This is a genomic window from Geodermatophilus sp. SYSU D01045, from assembly GCF_054050295.1.
Map to the genome: position 1 here is coordinate 1 of NZ_JBJGZB010000001.1, position 15,887 is coordinate 15,887.

The 15,887-nt window shown below is 77.3% G+C and carries 21 protein-coding genes and 1 tRNA gene; 10 read left to right on the top strand and 12 right to left on the bottom strand.

Annotated elements, in window-relative coordinates:
* Window positions 1-94: 94 nt before the first annotated feature.
* Window positions 95-532 carry an ATP-binding protein gene (locus ACI798_RS00005; protein ID WP_456940805.1) on the bottom strand — a complete coding sequence of 146 codons (438 nt, stop codon included), beginning with the start codon at window positions 530-532 and terminating at the stop codon, window positions 95-97.
* A gap of 275 nt (window positions 533-807) precedes the next feature.
* On the opposite strand from ACI798_RS00005, the gene ACI798_RS00010 reads away from it, so the two are divergent.
* Together ACI798_RS00010 and ACI798_RS00015 are read left to right on the top strand one after the other, a co-directional pair.
* Window positions 808-2,478 carry a SpoIIE family protein phosphatase gene (locus ACI798_RS00010; RefSeq protein WP_456940806.1) on the top strand — a complete coding sequence of 557 codons (1,671 nt, stop codon included), beginning with the start codon at window positions 808-810 and terminating at the stop codon, window positions 2,476-2,478.
* 281 nt (window positions 2,479-2,759) lie between these two features.
* Window positions 2,760-3,140 carry a hypothetical protein gene (locus tag ACI798_RS00015; protein WP_457046869.1) on the top strand — a complete coding sequence of 127 codons (381 nt, stop codon included), beginning with the start codon at window positions 2,760-2,762 and terminating at the stop codon, window positions 3,138-3,140.
* 16 nt (window positions 3,141-3,156) lie between these two features.
* Here the strand turns inward: ACI798_RS00015 and ACI798_RS00020 are convergent, their stop codons facing one another.
* Both ACI798_RS00020 and ACI798_RS00025 read right to left on the bottom strand, forming a co-directional pair.
* Complete coding sequence (locus tag ACI798_RS00020; RefSeq protein WP_456940808.1) at window positions 3,157-3,501, bottom strand: ANTAR domain-containing protein; 345 nt, start codon at window positions 3,499-3,501, stop codon at window positions 3,157-3,159.
* Between the two features lie 95 nt (window positions 3,502-3,596).
* On the bottom strand, window positions 3,597-4,880 hold the full coding sequence (locus ACI798_RS00025) for an MFS transporter (RefSeq protein ID WP_456940809.1): 1,284 nt from the start codon (window positions 4,878-4,880) through the stop codon (window positions 3,597-3,599).
* 60 nt (window positions 4,881-4,940) lie between these two features.
* Here ACI798_RS00025 and ACI798_RS00030 point away from each other — a divergent pair, with 60 nt between their 5' ends.
* Both ACI798_RS00030 and ACI798_RS00035 read left to right on the top strand, forming a co-directional pair.
* A complete protein-coding gene (locus tag ACI798_RS00030) occupies window positions 4,941-5,201 on the top strand; it encodes a hypothetical protein (protein WP_456940810.1) in 261 nt (86 codons plus the stop codon).
* Window positions 5,202-5,305: 104 nt separating this feature from the next.
* Entirely contained in the window at window positions 5,306-5,551 is a 246-nt protein-coding gene (locus tag ACI798_RS00035; protein ID WP_456940811.1) for a hypothetical protein, read from the top strand.
* A 7-nt stretch (window positions 5,552-5,558) separates the two neighbouring features.
* Here ACI798_RS00035 and ACI798_RS00040 read toward each other — a convergent pair whose 3' ends face one another.
* The 4 genes from ACI798_RS00040 to ACI798_RS00055 all read right to left on the bottom strand — a co-directional run bounded on the left by ACI798_RS00040 (window position 5,559) and on the right by ACI798_RS00055 (window position 8,696).
* A complete protein-coding gene (locus tag ACI798_RS00040; RefSeq protein ID WP_456940812.1) occupies window positions 5,559-5,840 on the bottom strand; it encodes a ubiquitin-like small modifier protein 1 in 282 nt (93 codons plus the stop codon).
* Window positions 5,837-6,919 carry an exo-alpha-sialidase gene (locus tag ACI798_RS00045; protein ID WP_457046870.1) on the bottom strand — a complete coding sequence of 361 codons (1,083 nt, stop codon included), beginning with the start codon at window positions 6,917-6,919 and terminating at the stop codon, window positions 5,837-5,839. Before ACI798_RS00045 ends, ACI798_RS00040 begins: the two co-directional genes overlap by 4 nt.
* A 102-nt stretch (window positions 6,920-7,021) precedes the next feature.
* Window positions 7,022-7,441, bottom strand: a complete 420-nt coding sequence (locus ACI798_RS00050; protein ID WP_456940814.1) for a hypothetical protein — start codon at window positions 7,439-7,441, stop codon at window positions 7,022-7,024.
* A gap of 61 nt (window positions 7,442-7,502) precedes the next feature.
* Entirely contained in the window at window positions 7,503-8,696 is a 1,194-nt protein-coding gene (locus ACI798_RS00055) for a L,D-transpeptidase (RefSeq protein WP_457046871.1), read from the bottom strand.
* Between the two features lie 172 nt (window positions 8,697-8,868).
* On the opposite strand from ACI798_RS00055, the gene ACI798_RS00060 reads away from it, so the two are divergent.
* Together ACI798_RS00060 and ACI798_RS00065 are read left to right on the top strand one after the other, a co-directional pair.
* Window positions 8,869-8,944, top strand: a tRNA-Lys gene (locus ACI798_RS00060).
* Between the two features lie 123 nt (window positions 8,945-9,067).
* Window positions 9,068-9,934, top strand: coding sequence for a hypothetical protein (locus ACI798_RS00065; RefSeq protein WP_456940816.1), 867 nt, complete (start codon window positions 9,068-9,070; stop codon window positions 9,932-9,934).
* Window positions 9,935-9,958: 24 nt separating this feature from the next.
* On the opposite strand, the gene ACI798_RS00070 is transcribed toward ACI798_RS00065, so the two are convergent.
* The 5 genes from ACI798_RS00070 to ACI798_RS00090 all read right to left on the bottom strand — a co-directional run bounded on the left by ACI798_RS00070 (window position 9,959) and on the right by ACI798_RS00090 (window position 12,817).
* Window positions 9,959-10,270, bottom strand: coding sequence for an antibiotic biosynthesis monooxygenase family protein (locus tag ACI798_RS00070; protein WP_456940817.1), 312 nt, complete (start codon window positions 10,268-10,270; stop codon window positions 9,959-9,961).
* Window positions 10,271-10,289: 19 nt separating this feature from the next.
* Entirely contained in the window at window positions 10,290-10,481 is a 192-nt protein-coding gene (locus ACI798_RS00075; protein ID WP_457046872.1) for a DNA-binding protein, read from the bottom strand.
* Between the two features lie 22 nt (window positions 10,482-10,503).
* Window positions 10,504-11,085: a hypothetical protein gene (locus tag ACI798_RS00080; protein WP_456940819.1), complete on the bottom strand. Its 582-nt coding sequence runs from the start codon at window positions 11,083-11,085 to the stop codon at window positions 10,504-10,506.
* 9 nt (window positions 11,086-11,094) lie between these two features.
* Entirely contained in the window at window positions 11,095-12,234 is a 1,140-nt protein-coding gene (locus tag ACI798_RS00085; RefSeq protein ID WP_457047032.1) for a zinc-dependent alcohol dehydrogenase, read from the bottom strand.
* 118 nt (window positions 12,235-12,352) lie between these two features.
* Complete coding sequence (locus tag ACI798_RS00090; protein WP_456940820.1) at window positions 12,353-12,817, bottom strand: MarR family winged helix-turn-helix transcriptional regulator; 465 nt, start codon at window positions 12,815-12,817, stop codon at window positions 12,353-12,355.
* Between the two features lie 55 nt (window positions 12,818-12,872).
* Here ACI798_RS00090 and ACI798_RS00095 point away from each other — a divergent pair, with 55 nt between their 5' ends.
* Genes ACI798_RS00095 through ACI798_RS00110 form a run of 4 tightly spaced genes read left to right on the top strand, consistent with a single transcriptional unit; the run spans window position 12,873 to window position 15,824 of the window.
* Window positions 12,873-13,502 carry an NAD(P)-dependent oxidoreductase gene (locus tag ACI798_RS00095; protein WP_457046873.1) on the top strand — a complete coding sequence of 210 codons (630 nt, stop codon included), beginning with the start codon at window positions 12,873-12,875 and terminating at the stop codon, window positions 13,500-13,502.
* Window positions 13,499-14,359 carry an NAD(P)H-binding protein gene (locus tag ACI798_RS00100; protein WP_456940822.1) on the top strand — a complete coding sequence of 287 codons (861 nt, stop codon included), beginning with the start codon at window positions 13,499-13,501 and terminating at the stop codon, window positions 14,357-14,359. The genes ACI798_RS00095 and ACI798_RS00100 overlap by 4 nt, the downstream gene beginning before the upstream one ends.
* A 22-nt stretch (window positions 14,360-14,381) precedes the next feature.
* A complete protein-coding gene (locus tag ACI798_RS00105) occupies window positions 14,382-14,720 on the top strand; it encodes a hypothetical protein (protein ID WP_456940823.1) in 339 nt (112 codons plus the stop codon).
* A 27-nt stretch (window positions 14,721-14,747) separates the two neighbouring features.
* Window positions 14,748-15,824 (top strand): FAD-dependent oxidoreductase, encoded by a 1,077-nt coding sequence (locus ACI798_RS00110; protein ID WP_456940824.1) that lies wholly within the window; start codon window positions 14,748-14,750, stop codon window positions 15,822-15,824.
* Window positions 15,825-15,887: the final 63 nt, after the last annotated feature.

The following is a 15,887-nucleotide window of genomic DNA, read 5'->3' on the forward strand; positions in this document are numbered from 1 at the left end:
GCGCCGGGACACACCCCCCCCGCGGGGAGGCCGGGGGCGGTGGCCCGCCCTGGCCCTCCCCGCGTTCGGGGCCGGGTGCCCGGCCGGTCCCCGCTCAGCCCGTGGCGATGCAGGCCCACACGTGCTTGCGCCCGTCGTCGACGCTCCAGCCGTGCACCCGGGCCAGCCGGGCCACCAGGTGCAGGCCCAGACCCCCCAGGGCCGGATCCCGGCCGAGAGGGGGCACCGGAGGACGGTCGACCGCGGCGTCCACGACGTCGACGAGCCACCTGTCACCGGCGGCCTCGACGCGCACGCTCACCGGCGGCCGCCCGTGGCGCAGGCCGTTGGAGGTCAGCTCCTCGAAGACCAGGAGCAGCTCGTCGACGTCCACCAGGGTCCCGGTCCCCCGCCGTCCCCGCCGGACCGCGTCCTGCAGGTCGCGGCGGCCCGCCGTCAGGTCGGGCGCCGAGCGCAGCTCCCACCCCCAGGCCAGGAGGGTGACCCGGGGCATCCGCGGCAGCGGTCGCCGGCTCCAGGGTTCGTGCTCCATCTGCCACCCTCTGCTCGGGCAGGTCCCCGTGCCCGCCGCGGCGTGCGACCGCCTGCTGTGTCCGTTGCCGTTCCGGATCTCGAGCGTAGGTCCGCGGCGGCCGGGGGGCTCCCGGTGACGGGTCCCCCCGGCGGGGCGTGACCGCACGGTGTCGGCCGTGTCGGCGCGGTCACCGTGGGCACCCGCGTCGCGAGGACCACCGGTGCGGCTCGCGCCGACTAGGCTTCAGACCCGTCCTGTGCCCGGGGGCGTCGACCGATGGACCGGGGGTCACGGTGAGCCAGCCCGCCACAGGCCCGACGGCACCGGCGTGGCTGGTCACGGTCCTGGACCGGCTCCCCGGGGGGACGGCCGTCTTCGATGCCGACTGGACGCTGCGCTACGCGAACCCGGCCGCCGCGGGCCTGCTCGGCCGCCCCGCCGAGGACCTGACCGGCCGGAACCTGTGGATCGCCCTCCCCGAGCTCGCCGGCACCGCGCTGCACGCCTTCCTGCTGCACGCCCGCGCCGCCGGCACCGCCACCACCTGGCGCGGCTTCTACGCGCCGACGGGCCGGTGGCTGTCGGTCACCGCCGAGCCGGTCGAGGACCTGCTGCAGCTGTCCATCCGGCAGGACGCCGGCCTGCAGGCACCGACCTCCGCCCGGGGGCTCGCCGACGGCAGCACCGACACCGACGCCGACCGGGCGCGGCTGCGGTTCCTCGCCGAGGTGTCCGAGACGCTGATCAACAGCCTGGACATGGGGCAGGCGGCCACCCAGCTCGCCGAGGTGGTGCTGCCGCGGCTCGGGGACTGGACGGTCGTCGCGCTGCTCGACGAGGACGGCGGCGGGGGCGAGGAGGCCTGGGCCCACCGGGACCCGGCCCGGCGCGCGGACCTGGACACCTACATGCGCGGCCGGATCCGCGGCACCGGCGACGACGAGGCGATGGTCCGGGCGCTGCTGTCCGGCGAGCCGGTGCAGGTGACCACGATCGACCAGCAGCAGGTCGCCCCCTCACTGCCGACGGAGGCGGTGCGCGCGGCCTGGCGGCGGCTGGACGTCACCTCGTGCACGATCGTGCCGCTGCGCGCCCGCGGCGACACCTTCGGCGCGCTGGCGCTGCTCAACGCCGGGGACCGCCCGCCCCACACCGAGCTGGAGATCGCCACCGCCGTCGAGGTGGCCCGCCGCGGCGCGCTCGCGCTGGACAACGCCCGCCTCTACGGCCGCCAGCAGCGGGTCGCCGAGACCCTGCAGCGCAGTCTGCTCACCCCGCCGCCGCAGCCGGACCGCCTGCAGATCGCCGTCCGCTACCGGCCGGCCAGCAGCCACGCCCTGGTCGGCGGCGACTTCTACGACGCCTTCATCCCCCCTGACGGCGCCACCGTGCTGGTGATCGGCGACGTCGTCGGGCACAGCGTCGAGGCCACCGCGGCCATGTCCCAGCTGCGCAGCGCGATCCGCACGCTGGCCTACGACCACCCCGACAGCCCCGCGCACACCCTCACCCGGGTCGACCGGGTGCTCGGCGGCCTGGGCTTCGGCACCCTGGCCACCGCGCTGCTCGCCCGGGTCGAGCAGCCGCCCGAGCAGGCCCGCGCCGGCCTGCGCACGCTGCGCTGGTCCTCCGCCGGCCACCCACCCCCGCTACTGGCCCACCCCGACGGCGCGGTGGAGGTCCTGCACTGCCCACCCGAGCGCCTCCTCGGCACCGGCGAACCCGCCCCGCGCACCGACCACACCGTGACACTGCAGCCCGGCGCCACCGTGCTGCTCGTCACCGACGGCCTCGTCGAGCACGGGCACACCGGCATCGACGAGGGCCTCACCCGCCTCACCCGCGCCCTCGAGGAGTTGCACGACCTGCCCCTCGAGCAGCTCTGCGACCGGCTGCTCGACCGCATCCTGACCGGTCGAGCCGACGACGACGTCGCCGTCCTCGCCGTCCGCTGCGAGACCTAGCACCCCGGGGCGGTGCGGTGGCCGGTCACGTCGTCCCCACCAGGGGTCGGTGCTCGACCTGGCAGCCGCGAACCGGACGACCTCCGCCGGCGCGGCCTGCTTCCTCGCCCGCGCGGTCCCGGGGTTGGTCGCGCGTCGGCCGGGTCCGTCGACCGGCGGCCCCCGGGCGCCGCGCGGCGCCGGCGCAGGACACCGGCGCGCCGACGTGCGATGCGGGTGCACAGCGGGCGGCGGACGGGCCAGGATGACCCCAGCGCCCCGTCGACGCGAGGAGGGACAAGGTGCCGGACCCCTCTCCTCCCGGGACCGGAGGACGGAGCCCCCGCCCCCGGGACCCGCTCGCGGCCGGCTGGGACCGCGACGAGGCGGCCGCCGAGCGGGACGCCGACGCCCGCGAGCGTGACCGGGACGCGGAGGACCGCGACGACCGCGCCGTCGAGCGCAGGGCGGCGGCCGGGCACCGGCTCGTGACGGCCGACCGGGACACGGCGGCCGACCAGGACGCCGCCCGTGCCGACCGCGACGCCCAGGAGTCCGACCGCAAGGCCGCGGCCCGTGACCGCGAGGCGGCCGCCGCCGACCGGGACGCGGCGGCCCGCGACCGGGTCTCCGCCCGGGCTGACCGGGAGCAGTCCGCGATCGACCGGGCCCAGGACCACTGAGGCCCCGGGGCGGCGCTCAGTCCACCGTCCCGGTGCGGATGACCTCCTCGGCCACCAGGCGCAGCTTGACGTTGCGGTGGCTGCTGGCGGTCCGGAGCAGGCCGAACGCGGCCTCCTCGTCGACCTTGCGCAGCGCCATGAGGATGCCGATCGCCATGCCGATGCGCCGATTGGTCTCGACGGCGATGCGCAGGTGGGTGAGCTGCTCGTCGGCGACCTGCAGGTTCTTCTCCATGCGGGCCACCTGGTCGGCGGTCCGCTGCCGGGCGGCTGCGAGGGCCGCGGAGGTGTCGCCGCGGGAGGGGCGCCCACCGCCGTCGGAGCCGGTCGGCAGTCGCTTCCCAGGGAGGTGGTCGACCACGGGTGATCCCGTCGCGGGCAGGGCGGAGGAGCCGGGACACCGGGTGCCGGGGCTGGACACCAGGTGGCCCGAGGACCGTAGCCGATGCCGTTCCCTCAGCGTCCGGCGTCCGGTGCTGGAGACGGCCGGTCGAGCGGGTGGGCGCGCTCGTCGGCGGGCAGCCGGGCGGCGAGGAGGGTGACGGCGGCCAGCACCGGCGGCACCAGGCCGGCCACCAGGAACGCCGTGCGCAGGCCGGCGCCCTCGCCCAGCGGCCCGGCGAGGGCCACCGACACCGGCACCAGCGCGCCGGAGACGACGAAGTCGAGGCTGGACACGCGGCCGAGCAGCGCGGGCGGGACGCGGCGCTGCAGCAGGGTGCCCCAGATGGTCATCCCGCCGTGCACCCCGGCGCCGACGAGGACGGCGGCGGCGACCACGACCGGCACCGACGTCGCGGTGCCGAGGACGACCAGCGGCAGGCAGCCGGCGGCCCACAGCGCCATCGTCGTCGTCAGGTAGCGGCGCGGCAGGGGCCGCGAGGCGACGACGAGCGAGCTCAGCGCGCCGCCGACGCCGGAGCCGGCGAGCACCAGGGAGTGCTCGACGGGGCCGCCGCCGGCGTGCTCGCGCAGGGCGAACGGCGTCAGGACCTGCAGCGGCCCGGTGGTGGCCAGCAGCATCAGCGCCCCGAACAGCAGCGTGGCCAGCAGCCAGCGGGTGCGCACGAGGAAGGCCAGGCCCTCGCGCAGGTCGGCCAGCAGCGCCCGCGCCGGGTGCGCCGGACCGCCCGCGGCGCGGTGCACGGGCAGCAGCGGCAGCCCGAGGACGCACACGGTGGCCGCCAGCGAGGTGGCCGCCGTCGCCAGCAGCGCCGCGCCGGGGGATGCGGCTGCGACCAGCAGCCCGGCCAGCGCGGGCCCGGTCACCTGGTACAGCAGCGGCCGCATCGCGCCCTCGAGGCCGTTGGCGGCCAGCAGCTGGTCCTCCGGCAGCAGCGCCGGCACCAGCGCGGAGTAGGCCGGGTAGTGCAGCCCGAGCCCGGCGCCCCCGAGCAGCCCGGCGACGGCGAGCAGCGGCAGCGGCAGCGCGCCGGCCACCGACAGGGCCCCGGCGAGGCCCACCGGCACCGCCGCGAGCAGGGTGACCGCGAGCAGCAGGTGGCGCTGCGGCACCCGGTCGGCGAGCACCCCGCCGGGCAGCGCCATCGCGAGCGTCCCGACCGCGGAGGCGCCGGTCACCAGCGACAGCTCCGCCGGCCCGCCGCCGAGGGCCACCACCTGCCAGACGGCGGTCACCGCCCAGGCGCCGTTGGCCACGAGCGACAGCGCCAGCGAGAGCGCCAGCCGGCGGTAGGCCGCCGAGCGCAGCGGCGCCAGCGCCCGCGGGGAGGCGGTCACCCGGCCATGGTCCCCCGGGGACCGGAGCGACTCCCGATCCCCTCCGTTCCGGAACCGCGCATGGACCGCCCTCCCGCCGGGCACCACGTCCCCGTGGGGGACTGGCGGGAACAGCTGGACGGCTTGCCGTTGGAGAGCCGGCTCAAGGCCCTGCTCGTGTACGAGCTGGCCTCCGACCGGGTGCCCGGGCAGCCGCTGGAGGTGACGACGGCGGCGGTGCGGGCGGTCGCGACGGCGGAGGGGCTGGACACCGGCCAGCCGTGGATCGACGCGGCCGCCGCGCGGATCACCGCGAACCCGGACGAGGCCCCCGGCGCCTGACCCCGGTGTGCCGCCTGTGACGGCAGGGACGGGTGCGCCTCCCCGATCCGGACACGCACCGGGCGGTGCTGGCCCGCCGCCGCGCCGCCTCGGACCCTGGCGGCATGACCACTGCCTTCTCCTACGGGACCGCGCACGCGGTCGTGATGGTCGGCTCGGTCGGCAGCCCCGAGGGCCTGCAGCCCCGGCAGATCGGTCCGGCGCACGCGACGATCGGCCGGGTCACCGGCCGCAGCCGCAAGTCGCTGTGCGGCGCCTACGTGGCGGTGGACGAGCAGACGGAGTGGCCGCCGGAGGAGTACGAGGAGCACCAGCTCTGCCAGGAGTGCGCGGAGCTGGCCCGCCTCTGAGGGGTCCTCAGCCGCCGGCGACCGAGGGCAGCACCTGCACCACCGACCCGGCGGGCACCGGGGTCGCCAGGCCCGCGGAGAAGCGGACGTCGTCGCCGTCGACGTACACGTTGACGAAGCGGCGCACCTCCCCGGCCTCGTCGCGGATCCGCCGCTCCAGCACCGGGTGGGTGGCCGCCAGCGCGTCGAGCAGGCCGGCCAGCGTGGCGTCGCCCGGGTCCACCCGCAGCCGCCGGGTGCCGCCGGCCAGGTCGGCGAGCACCCCCGGCAGCAGCACCTCGACCGTCACGGCAGCACCGCCGCGCGAACGCAGAGGACGTCGGGCAGGTGCTCGGCGACCGTGGTGAAGGTGTCGCCCTCGTCGGCGCTGGCGTAGACGCAGCCGTCCCGGGTGCCCACGTAGACGCCGGTCGGGTCGCCCTCGTCGACGCAGACGGCGTCGCGCAGCACGGAGGTCCAGGACCCGTCCGGCAGCCCCGTGCCCAGCTCGGTCCAGGTGGCCCCGGCGTCGCGCGTCCGGTGCACCCGCAGCCGCCCGCCCGGCGGCACCCGCTCGGCGTCGGCGACCAGCGGCACCACCCAGGCGGTGCCGGGGGTGCGCGGCGAGGCGGCCACCGGGAAGCCGAAGTCGACCGGCAGCCCGGCCGCGATCGAGGTCCAGGACGCGCCGCCGTCGTCGGTGCGGAAGACGCCGAAGTGGTTCTGCGCGTAGAAGCGGTCGGGGTCCCCCGCGTCGGCGGCGACCTTGTGCACGCACTGCCCGTACTCCGGTGGCGGGTCGGGCAGGAACGGCGCGGTGATGCCCGCGTTGCGCGGCGCCCAGGTCGCCCCGCCGTCGTCGCTGGCGTAGACGCCGCCGGTGCTCATGGCCACCAGCACCCGGTCGGTCGCGGGGTGCGGCAGGACGGTGTGCACCGCGCCGCCGCCGGCGCCCGGCGCCCAGGTCGGCCGGTGCGGGTGGTCCCACAGGCCGCGGACCAGCGCGAAGGTGCGGCCGCCGTCGTCACTGCGCCACAGCGAGTGCGGCTCGCAGCCGGCCCACACGACGCCGGGCCGGTCCGGGGTGTCGGGGCGGAGCTGCCAGACGCGGGCCAGCGCGGCCCCGGTGTCGGCCGGGAAGCGGATCGCGCCCTGCTCGGTCTCGGTCCACGTGCGGCCCAGGTCGTCGGACCGGGTGACGGTCGGGCCCCAGTGGCCGTACTGGACCCCGGCCAGCACCCGCGGCGCCGGCCCGCGGGTGTCGATCCCGACCGCCGCCACCTCCTGCGCGAGCAGGTGCGGACCGTCCACGGTCCAGGTACGGCGGCCGTCGTCGCTGCGGGCCAGCCACAGTCCCTTGCGCGTGCCGATGGCGAGCAGGTCGGTCACGGTGCCTCCGCGGCGTCGGCGGGACCCGGCGGGCCCCTCCCGGCACTGCAGACCGCGGCCGGCGCCGGAACTGAGCGGTGGGCCCGCTCAGAGGCGCCCCGCTCAGAGGCGGGTCGAGCCCTCCGAGCCCTCGGCGGTCCGGCCGGGGTGGCCGTCGGCGTGCCGGTCGGACAGCCCCGGGGCCAGCCGCTCGGCCTCCGCCCGCAGCTTGTCCGCGGCCGAGGCGTGCTCCTGGGCCGCCTCGGCCCGCTGTCGGGCCTCCTGCTCGGCCAGGCGGGTGCGCTCCTCGACCTCGGCGCGCTCGCGGCGGGCGCGGGCGGCCTGCTCCTCGGCCAGGGCCTGCTCCTTCTCCGCCTGCACGCCGCGCAGCCGGGCCTCCTCGAGGTGCTCGCGCGCCTGGGCGCGCTGCTGCTCGCGGCGCCGTGCGCCGGCCACCCGGCTGCGCTTGGCCAGCGCGAGCCCGATCAGCGCCAGCACGACGACCGCCACGACGACGATGAGCACGATCAACCAGGTGTCCACGACGCTCTCCCTCCTGAGATCGACTCGGGAGTGCCCTGGTGAGCGGCCCGGGAAACCGAGATCACTTCAGCGCGGAACCCGCCTGCCACTGGTCCCACGGGATGGTCCAGTCCGCGATCGGGGAGGTGAGCGGGCCGGCGTCGGAGTTGACGATCTCGACGACGTCGCCGGGCTGGGAGAACTCGTAGAACCAGCGGGCGTTCTCGTCCGAGAGGTTGATGCAGCCGTGGGAGACGTTCTCCCGGCCCTGCTGCGCCACCGACCACGGGGCGCCGTGGACGAACTCGCCGCTGTCGGAGATGCGCACGGCCCACTTCACCGGCGTGCGGTAGCCCTCGGGGCTGTCGACGGGCACGCCGTAGGTGCTCGAGTCCATGACCCGGTCGGCGTTGAGCTCGGTGACCACGTGCGGGCCGTTGTAGCTCGGGTTGTCCGGGCTGCCGGCGCTCATCGGCCAGTCCTGCACCAGCGTGTCGCCGTCGTAGACCTGCATGCGGTGGGTCGCGGCGTCGGCGACCGACACGTGCCGGTCGCCGATGCGGAAGGAGACCGTGCGGTCCTTCTCACCCCAGACACCGTCGCCGAGGTCGACGCCGTAGAGGTCGGCCTCGAGGGTCACGTCGGTCTGCGCCGGCCAGTACTGCGAGGGGCGGAAGTGCACCTCGGTGTCGCTGATCCAGCTCCAGACGCCGTCGGTGGGGGTCGAGCTGGTGACCAGCAGGTGGCTCTCGGCGGCGGCCTTGTCGGCGACCGGCTGCTCGAAGTACACGCGGATCGGCATGCCGACGCCGACCGTCTGGCCGTCCAGCGGGCCGACCGAGGGGGTGGTGACCGTCTGCGGGTCCACGGTGGTGAAGGTGCTCGTGGCCTCGGCCCGCTCGCCGTCGGCGTTCGTGGCGGTGGCGGTGAGCGTGTAGGTGCCGGCGTAGGCGAGGTCCTCGTCCGGCGTCCAGACCTCGGTGCCCTCGGTGGCGCCGTCGGCCAGCCGGCCGGGCACGGCCGCGCCGGCGCCGTCGGTCACGGTGACGTCGGCGAGGTCGCCGTCGGTGACGGAGATCTCCACCGGGTCGGCCGGGGCGACGTCGACCGCGCCGTCGGCCGGGGCGAGCTGCAGCTGCGCGGGGGCCGCGTCGGCCGAGGTCGGGGCCGCGGACGTCGCCGTGGACGTCGCCGCAGACGACCCGCCGTCGTCACCCTGGCACCCGCTGAGCAGGACCAGCGCCCCCGCCGTGACCAGCGCAGCTGTCCGTCGCACCGTGTTGCCCCCTCGTCCCCGCGGAGCCGCCCCCGCACCCGGGTACGGATGTACCCGCTCCAGTGTCCACGTGGACCACGGAACCGTGGCGTCCGCCACCCGGGACCCCCGAGCGGGACGCCGTCGACCGCTGGTATCGTTCTCCCTCGTGGCCCGGTCAGCCGGGAGACACGCGCCATTAGCTCAATTGGCAGAGCAGCTGACTCTTAATCAGCGGGTTCGGGGTTCGAGTCCCTGATGGCGCACCAGGTCCGGCCAGCGGCTCCGTCCTCCGGGACGGGGCCGCTTCGTCGTCCCGGGGGCTGCGCGGGCGCGACACGGGTGCACCAGCGCCCCTTGTCGGCGGCCGCCGTCGGGAGAACCCTCGGGGCATGGACGGGTCCGAGGAGCGGGCCGCCGACGAGTGCGCGCCGGACCGGCAGGAGCGCCGGGAGCGGCAGTTCCGTCGCGCCGGGCAGGCCTCCGAGCGCCTCCGGCAGGACATCCGGCGGCTCCGGGAGCGACTGAGCCGGAGCGCCGCGGCGGTGGCCACGACCGAGAGCGGCGTCGCCGCCACGAACCTCACCCTGGCCGGACGAGCGCTGCAGGAGGGCCGTCTCGACGACGCGCAGGGGCTGTTGAGCGAGGCCGCGGCGGCGCTGCAGGCCGTCGAGCACGAGCGTCTGCGGGCGGACCACTGGTCGGCGGGCGCCACGCCCGGTCCCTCGGACGCGGCGCGGGTTGAGCAGCGGCGGCTCGCGGCCGGCCGGGCGCAGGAGGACGCGGCCCGGCGCCGGGAGCAGGCGGGCCGCCGGCGGGACAGGGCGGCCCTGCTCCGCGAGGAGGCCGCTCAGCAGCGCGACGAGGCGGCCACCCAGCGGGACCAGCAGGCCGAACGGCGGGCCGAGGCCGCACGCCGCCGGGAGACGTCCGCCGACGAGCGCCGGACCGAGCAGGCGCGGCGTCCGGACGGGGCCGTCCCGGCCGGTGGGCCCGCGGACGGGGCGGCCGAGCAGCAGCGGGCCGTCGACGCCGAGGTCGCGTCGAGCTACCGGGGATGGGCCGAGGACGACCGGGCGCGGGCCGCGGCCGACAGGGCGGCCGACGTGGCCGACCGCGCGGCGGCGGAGCAGGACCGCCTGGCGGCGGAGCAGGACCGCCTGGCGGCGGAGCAGGACCGTGCGGCCGCCCGCACCGACCGCGAGCAGGACGGCCGTGACCGGGCTCGTTCCTGGCGGGCCCGGGGTCCGGGTCCCTGACAGCGGCCGGCGCCCGGGAGCGGCTCACGGGCCGTCGTCGGGGACCGTCCCCTCGAGCAGCGGCCGCTGGCGCGTCGAGAGCGCGGCGAGCTCCGCGTCGAGGGCCCGGTACGCCCGGCGCTCCCGCTCGAGGAACGCCGTCCAGGCGCCCTGGTCCCGCCAGCGGTCGACGGTGAGGAAGCGGCCGCCGTCCTCCGCGCCGCGGAACAGCTCCGTGCCGGCGTGCCCACCGGCCCGCCGGAACAGCCGCGCCCAGTCCCCGTCCGCGCCGTAGGCCGCGACGAACCGCTCGACGGCCGCGGGCGGGACCTCGTACTCCCAGATCCGCACGAACACGCCGACCCGGACCCTCCGCTCAGCCCAGCCGCAGCCCGTGCTCGGCCAGCGCCTCGTCGAGGACGCGCAGCGCCCTCGGCCCGACGCCGTGCAGCGCGGCGAGTGCGGGGCGAGGGACCCCGGCCAGCTCACCGAGCCCGGTGTACCCGGCCTGCTGCAGGGCGCGGGTGGCCGGGGCACCGATCCGGGGCAGCTCGTCGAGCGGCGTCACGCCCGGCACCGTAGCGCCGGGGTCAGCCCCGGACGGCGCGCACGACCCTGCGGACGCCGAGCGCCGCGGCCCCGGCGCCGGCGAGCCACGGCCCGGCGACGACCACCGGGTCGAGCAGCTGGTGCCGGACGTCCGAGCGCCCGCGCCGCGAGCGCAGGCCGCCGCGGGTGAACTCCGTCCGCAGGCCGGTGGCGGGCACGTCGGGCCGGCCCGAGGCGAACGACCGCAGGTGGTGCTCCCAGGCGTCCACGCGGTCGCCGGCCACCAGCAGCAGCCAGTGCGCGAGCCGGCCCTCGCTGAAGCGGGCGTAGGCGTAGCGGCGGATCGCCCCGGACAGGCCGTGCAGCGGCTGCGCGGTGCCGAACACCGGCGTCACGAAGGCGTGCTCGACCGACCGCTCGCGGCCCTCGGCGCCGGGCTGGCGCTCGGGGAAGTCCCAGTGGGCGCCGGTGTCGGCCGGGTACTGCAGCTTCGGGTACGACGGCCGGTCGGCCGGGTCGAGGTCGGCGCCCCACCCGGGGATGCGGGCCCGCAGCTCCTCGCGGCTCGGCGTCGGGGTGCGCTTGTCGCGGACGTACGCGCTCGGGATGTCGGACTCGGTCATGGTCGCCCCTCAGGCCGCGTCGGGCAGGATCACCGGCTTGATGCAGCCGTCGAGCTTGCTGGAGAACACGTGGTAGGCCTCCGCGATGTGCTCCAGCGGGAAGCGGTGGGTGACCACCTCGCGCGGGGTCAGGTGGCCGTTGCGGACGTGCTCGAACATCCGCGGCCACTGCCGCTTCACCGGCGTCTGGTTCATCCGCAGCGTCAGCCCCTTGTTCAGCGCGTCGCCGAACTTGACCGCGTTGGGGATCGGCCCGTAGGCGCCGACGACCGACACCGTGCCGCCCTTGCGCACGCCGTCGATCGCCCAGTTGAGCGCAACCGGCGACCCGCCCTGCAGCTTCAGCTTCGTCCCGGTCACGTGCTGGAGGAGGTTGCCGTCGGCCTCCGCGCCGACCGCCTCGATGACGACGTCGGCGCCGAGGTAGTCCGTCTGCTTCTTCATCTCGACCACGACGTCGTCGTGCTCGTCGTAGTCCAGCGTCTCGGCGTGGGCCATGGTCCGCGCCTTCTCCAGCCGCTCCCTCAGGTGGTCGACGACGATCACCCGGCCGGCGCCCATCAGCCAGGCCGACTGGGCGGCGACCAGCCCGACCGGCCCCGCACCGAGGACGACGACGGTGTCCCCCTCGGCGATCTCGCCGAGCTGGGCGCCGAAGTAGCCGGTCGCGGCGGCGTCGGTCATGACGACGGCGTCCTCGTCGTGCAGCCACTCGGGGATCCGCACCGGGCCGACGTCGGCGAACGGCACGCGCACGTACTGCGACTGGCCGCCGTCGTAGCCGCCGGTGGTGTGCGAGTAGCCGTAGATGCCGCCGACCGCCGTCGCGTTCGGGTTCACGTTGTGGCAGTTGGAGTACAGGCCGCGCGCGCAGAACCAGCACGACCCGCAGAAGACGTTGAACGGCACCATCACCCGGTCGCCGACCTGCAGGTTCCGCACCGAGGGGCCGACCTGCTCGACGACGCCGATGAACTCGTGGCCGAACGTGTGGCCGATCCGGGTGTCCGGCATCAGCCCGTGGTACAGGTGCAGGTCCGAGCCGCAGATCGCCGCCAGGGTGACCCGGACGATCGCGTCGTTCGGGTGCTCGATCGCCGGGACGTCCTTGTCCTCGACGCGGACCTTGTACGGCCCGCGGTAGACCATCGCGCGCACGCAGCGCCCCTCTCCTCGTGCCGGGCCCTGCACACCGGCGCTCCCGCAGCCGTGCCCGGCGCCCGGGACCCGGAAACGGCCCCGGGTGCCCCGAGGGGCCGCGGACCGCTCAGGCGGTCGTCGCGCCGGGTGTCCGGACGGCGCCCCGGGCCCGCCTCCGCTCCGTGGCACGGGTGACGTCGCCGAGCAGGCGGCGCAGGTCCGCGGCGTGCTCGCCGAGGTCCTCCTCCAGGCCGGCGAGGACGGTGCCGGCGTCGCGGGCGAGCCGCCGGCCGGTGGCGGTCAGGCGGACCAGGCGACCGCGGGACCGGGCGGGGTCGGCGACCGTCTCGACCAGGCCCAGGCGGACCAGGCCGGCGACGAGGTCCTGCTGGGCCTGGCGGGTGGTGCCCAGCCGCCGGGCGAGCTCCGCCGGGGCGGTCCCGTCCGGGTCGAGGAAGGCGAAGACGAGGGACTGCGCCGCCGACAGCCGCGGCCACCCCCGGGCTGCGAGCTCCTCCCGGAGGACGGCGTCGAAGGACCGGCCGGCCTGCAGCAGCAGGTGGGCCAGCGGCAGCTCGCCCCGCCGTTGCACGGACGTCAGGTTACCTGACACCCTGTCGTCAGGGAACCTGACAGAGGAGGCCGGGGTGCGCATCGTGGTGTTCGGAGCGGCGGGCGGCGTCGGCCGGCACGCCGTGCGAGTGGCGGCCGAGCGCGGGCACGCGGTGGTCGCCGTGGCCCGCCGGGCGACGGGGCAGCCCGGCGTCGTCGAGTGCCCCGGGGACGTCCGCGACGCCGCCCTGGTGGCCGCGGCGGTGCGCGGGGCCGACGCCGTCCTGTGGTGCGTGGGGGTCACCCGGACCTCGGGCGGGGACGTCGGCCGGACCGCGCTGCCGGGGGTGGTCGCGGCCATGGGAGGAGCCGGGGTGCGGCGCTTCGTCGGGGTCTCGGGCGCGGGGGCGGACCTGCCCGGTGACCGGAAGGGACGCGGGGCCCGCTTCGTCTCGTGGCTGACCCACCGGCTGGCGCGCGACGTCGTCGAGGACAGGGAGGGCGAGTACCGGGTGCTGGCCGCCTCCGACCTGCAGTGGACCCAGGTGCGCCCGCCACGGCTGGCCGACCGGCCGGGCACCGGCCGGTACCGGCTGACGAGCGAGGCGCCGGGGCTGCGCGCCGCTCCGGTGGCGAAGGCGGACGTGGCCCTCGCACTGGTCGACCTCGCCGAGGGGCGGGACCGGCTCTCGGCGGCGCCGTTCGTCGTGGCCGGCGACCGGTGACCGTGCTCGTCGCCGGGGCCACCGGCACGGTCGGCGGCGAGGTCGTCCGCCGGCTGGCCGGCCGCGGGGCCGACGTCCGGGCCGGCGCGCGCGACCCGGGGCGGGCTGCTCCGGGGCTCCCGCCCGGCGTGCCCGCCGTCCGGCTCGACCTGGAGGACCCCGCCTCCTGGCCGGCCGCGCTCGACGGCGTCGGGGCGCTGTTCCTGCTCCGCCCGCCGGACGTCGCCCGGGTCGAGCGCCTGCAGCCCTTCCTCGACGCGGTCGTGGCCGCCGGGGTGCGGCGGGTCGTCGTGCTGTCGGTGCAGGCTGCCGGGCGCAACCCCCTGCTCCCCCACCGGGCGCTGGAGAAGCGGGTGGAGGCCACCGGCCTGGCCTGGACCCACCTGCGGCCGGCCAACTTCTTCCAGAACCTGCTCACCGTGCACCGCGAGGAGATCCGGGACCGGTCGCGGATCTCGGTGCCGGCCGGGAACGGGCGGACCGCCCACGTCGACGTCCGCGACCTCGCCGAGGTGGCCGCCACGGCCCTGACGGAGCCGGGCCACGAGGGTCGGGCCTACGAGCTGACCGGCCGGGAGGCGCCGACCTTCGCCGAGATCGCGGCGACCCTCTCGGCGGTGCTGGGCCGTCCGGTCGTCTACCCGCGGCCGGGCGCGGTCGCCTTCGTGCGGGAGCAGCTGGCCGAGGGCACGCCTCCCGGGCTCGTCCTGGTCATGACCCTGCTGTTCACGACCACCCGGCTCGGTCTGGCGGCGCACACCACCGACGACCTCGCCCGCCTGCTGGGCCGGGAGCCGACCTCCCTGCGCCGCTTCGTGGAGGACCACGCCGACGCCTGGCGCCCGGAAACCGGTTGAGCCCGTCCCCAGCATGGAGGGCATGGCGACTCCCCCCGTGCTCGAGCCGGTGCACCGTCCGGAGGACGGCGAGCTCGTCGGCCACCTGACCGCTGCCGCCGGCCGGGACGGGTGGACCGCGCACGCCGTCCCCGGCATGCCGCTGCGCGACTTCCCCACCCGCGAGCAGGCCGTCGCCTTCCTGCGCGAGCGCGGCCTGGCGCTGCTCGCCGACCGCTGGACCTGGACGCCGGAGACCGGCGAGCCGCGCACCGCGTGGCTGGTCGAGGCCCGGCCCGGGGCGGTCGTCGTCCGGTTCGGGTACGACCCGGCACCGGTGCCGCTGACCGGCGCGGACCTCGCGCGGCTCACCCCGGCATAGCCGCGGGCCGAGGAGCGTTCCGCGGGCATGAGCAGCCCGCGGGACGTCGACGTCGTGGTCGTCGGCGCGGGCCAGGCCGGCCTGTCCGCCGCGTACCACCTGGCCCGCCAGGGCTTCGCGCCCGGCAGCGGCTTCGTCGTCCTCGACGCCGACGCCGCGCCCGGCGGGGCCTGGCAGCACCGCTGGCCCTCGCTGACCCTGGCGACGACGCACCGGGTGCACGAGCTGCCGGGCCTGCCGTTCGCGCCGGCGTCGGAGGACCTGCCCGCCGCCGAGGCGGTGCCGGCCTACTTCGCCGGCTACGAGCGGCGCTTCGCCCTGCCGGTGCAGCGGCCGGTGCGGGTGTCCGCCGTCCGCCGCGGCGACGACGGCCGCTTCGTCGTGGATTCCGACCGCGGTCTCTGGCGGGCGCGGGGCCTGGTCAACGCCACCGGCACCTGGACCCGGCCGTTCGTGCCGCACTACCCGGGCCAGGAGACCTTCCGCGGCCGGCAGCTGCACACCGTCGGCTACCGCGGCGCCGGGCAGCTCGCCGGGCTGTCGGTCGTGGTCGTCGGGGGCGGCGCCTCGGCGGTCCAGCTGCTCGGCGAGATCGCGCCGGTCGCCCGCACGACCTGGGTGACCCGCCGCCCGCCGGTCTGGCGCGAGGGGCCCTTCGGCGAGGAGCAGGGCCGGGAGGCGGTGGCCCGCGTCGAGGCCGCGGTCCGCGCCGGACGGATGCCCGGCAGCGTCGTCGGCGCGACCGGGCTGGTGGTCACCCCGTGGGTGCGCCGCGCCCTGGACGACGGCGTCCTCACCCGGCTACCGGTGTTCGACCGGATCACCCCCGACGGCGTCGCCTGGGACGACGGCCGGTCCGTCGCCGCGGACGTGATCCTGTGGGCCACCGGCTTCCGCGCCGCGGTCGGCCACCTGGCCCCCCTGCGGCTGCGCACCCGCGACGGCGTCATCCGGCTCGACGGCACCTCCGCCGTCGACGAGCCGCGGCTGCAGCTGGTCGGCTACGGGCCGAGCGCGAGCACGATCGGCGCCAACCGGGCCGGCCGCACGGCGGCCGTGACCCTGCGGCGGCTGCTCGCCGCGGACCTGCCCCGCACCGCCTGACCGGGGGCGTCCCCCAGCACCGGATGAGGGTCGGTCCAGGGTCGGGCCGGGGGTCCTCCCCGA

Bases quoted from the DNA above. Each gene is read 5' to 3' on its own strand.
- ACI798_RS00080 (WP_456940819.1), bottom strand. From the start codon at position 11,085: ATGACCGAGTCCGACATCCCGAGCGCGTACGTCCGCGACAAGCGCACC.
- ACI798_RS00035 (WP_456940811.1), top strand. From the start codon at position 5,306: ATGACCACTGCCTTCTCCTACGGGACCGCGCACGCGGTCGTGATGGTC.
- ACI798_RS00005 (WP_456940805.1), bottom strand. From the start codon at position 532: ATGGAGCACGAACCCTGGAGCCGGCGACCGCTGCCGCGGATGCCCCGG.
- ACI798_RS00030 (WP_456940810.1), top strand. From the start codon at position 4,941: ATGGACCGCCCTCCCGCCGGGCACCACGTCCCCGTGGGGGACTGGCGG.
- ACI798_RS00105 (WP_456940823.1), top strand. From the start codon at position 14,382: ATGGCGACTCCCCCCGTGCTCGAGCCGGTGCACCGTCCGGAGGACGGC.
- ACI798_RS00065 (WP_456940816.1), top strand. From the start codon at position 9,068: ATGGACGGGTCCGAGGAGCGGGCCGCCGACGAGTGCGCGCCGGACCGG.
- ACI798_RS00110 (WP_456940824.1), top strand. From the start codon at position 14,748: ATGAGCAGCCCGCGGGACGTCGACGTCGTGGTCGTCGGCGCGGGCCAG.
- ACI798_RS00085 (WP_457047032.1), bottom strand. From the start codon at position 12,234: ATGGTCTACCGCGGGCCGTACAAGGTCCGCGTCGAGGACAAGGACGTC.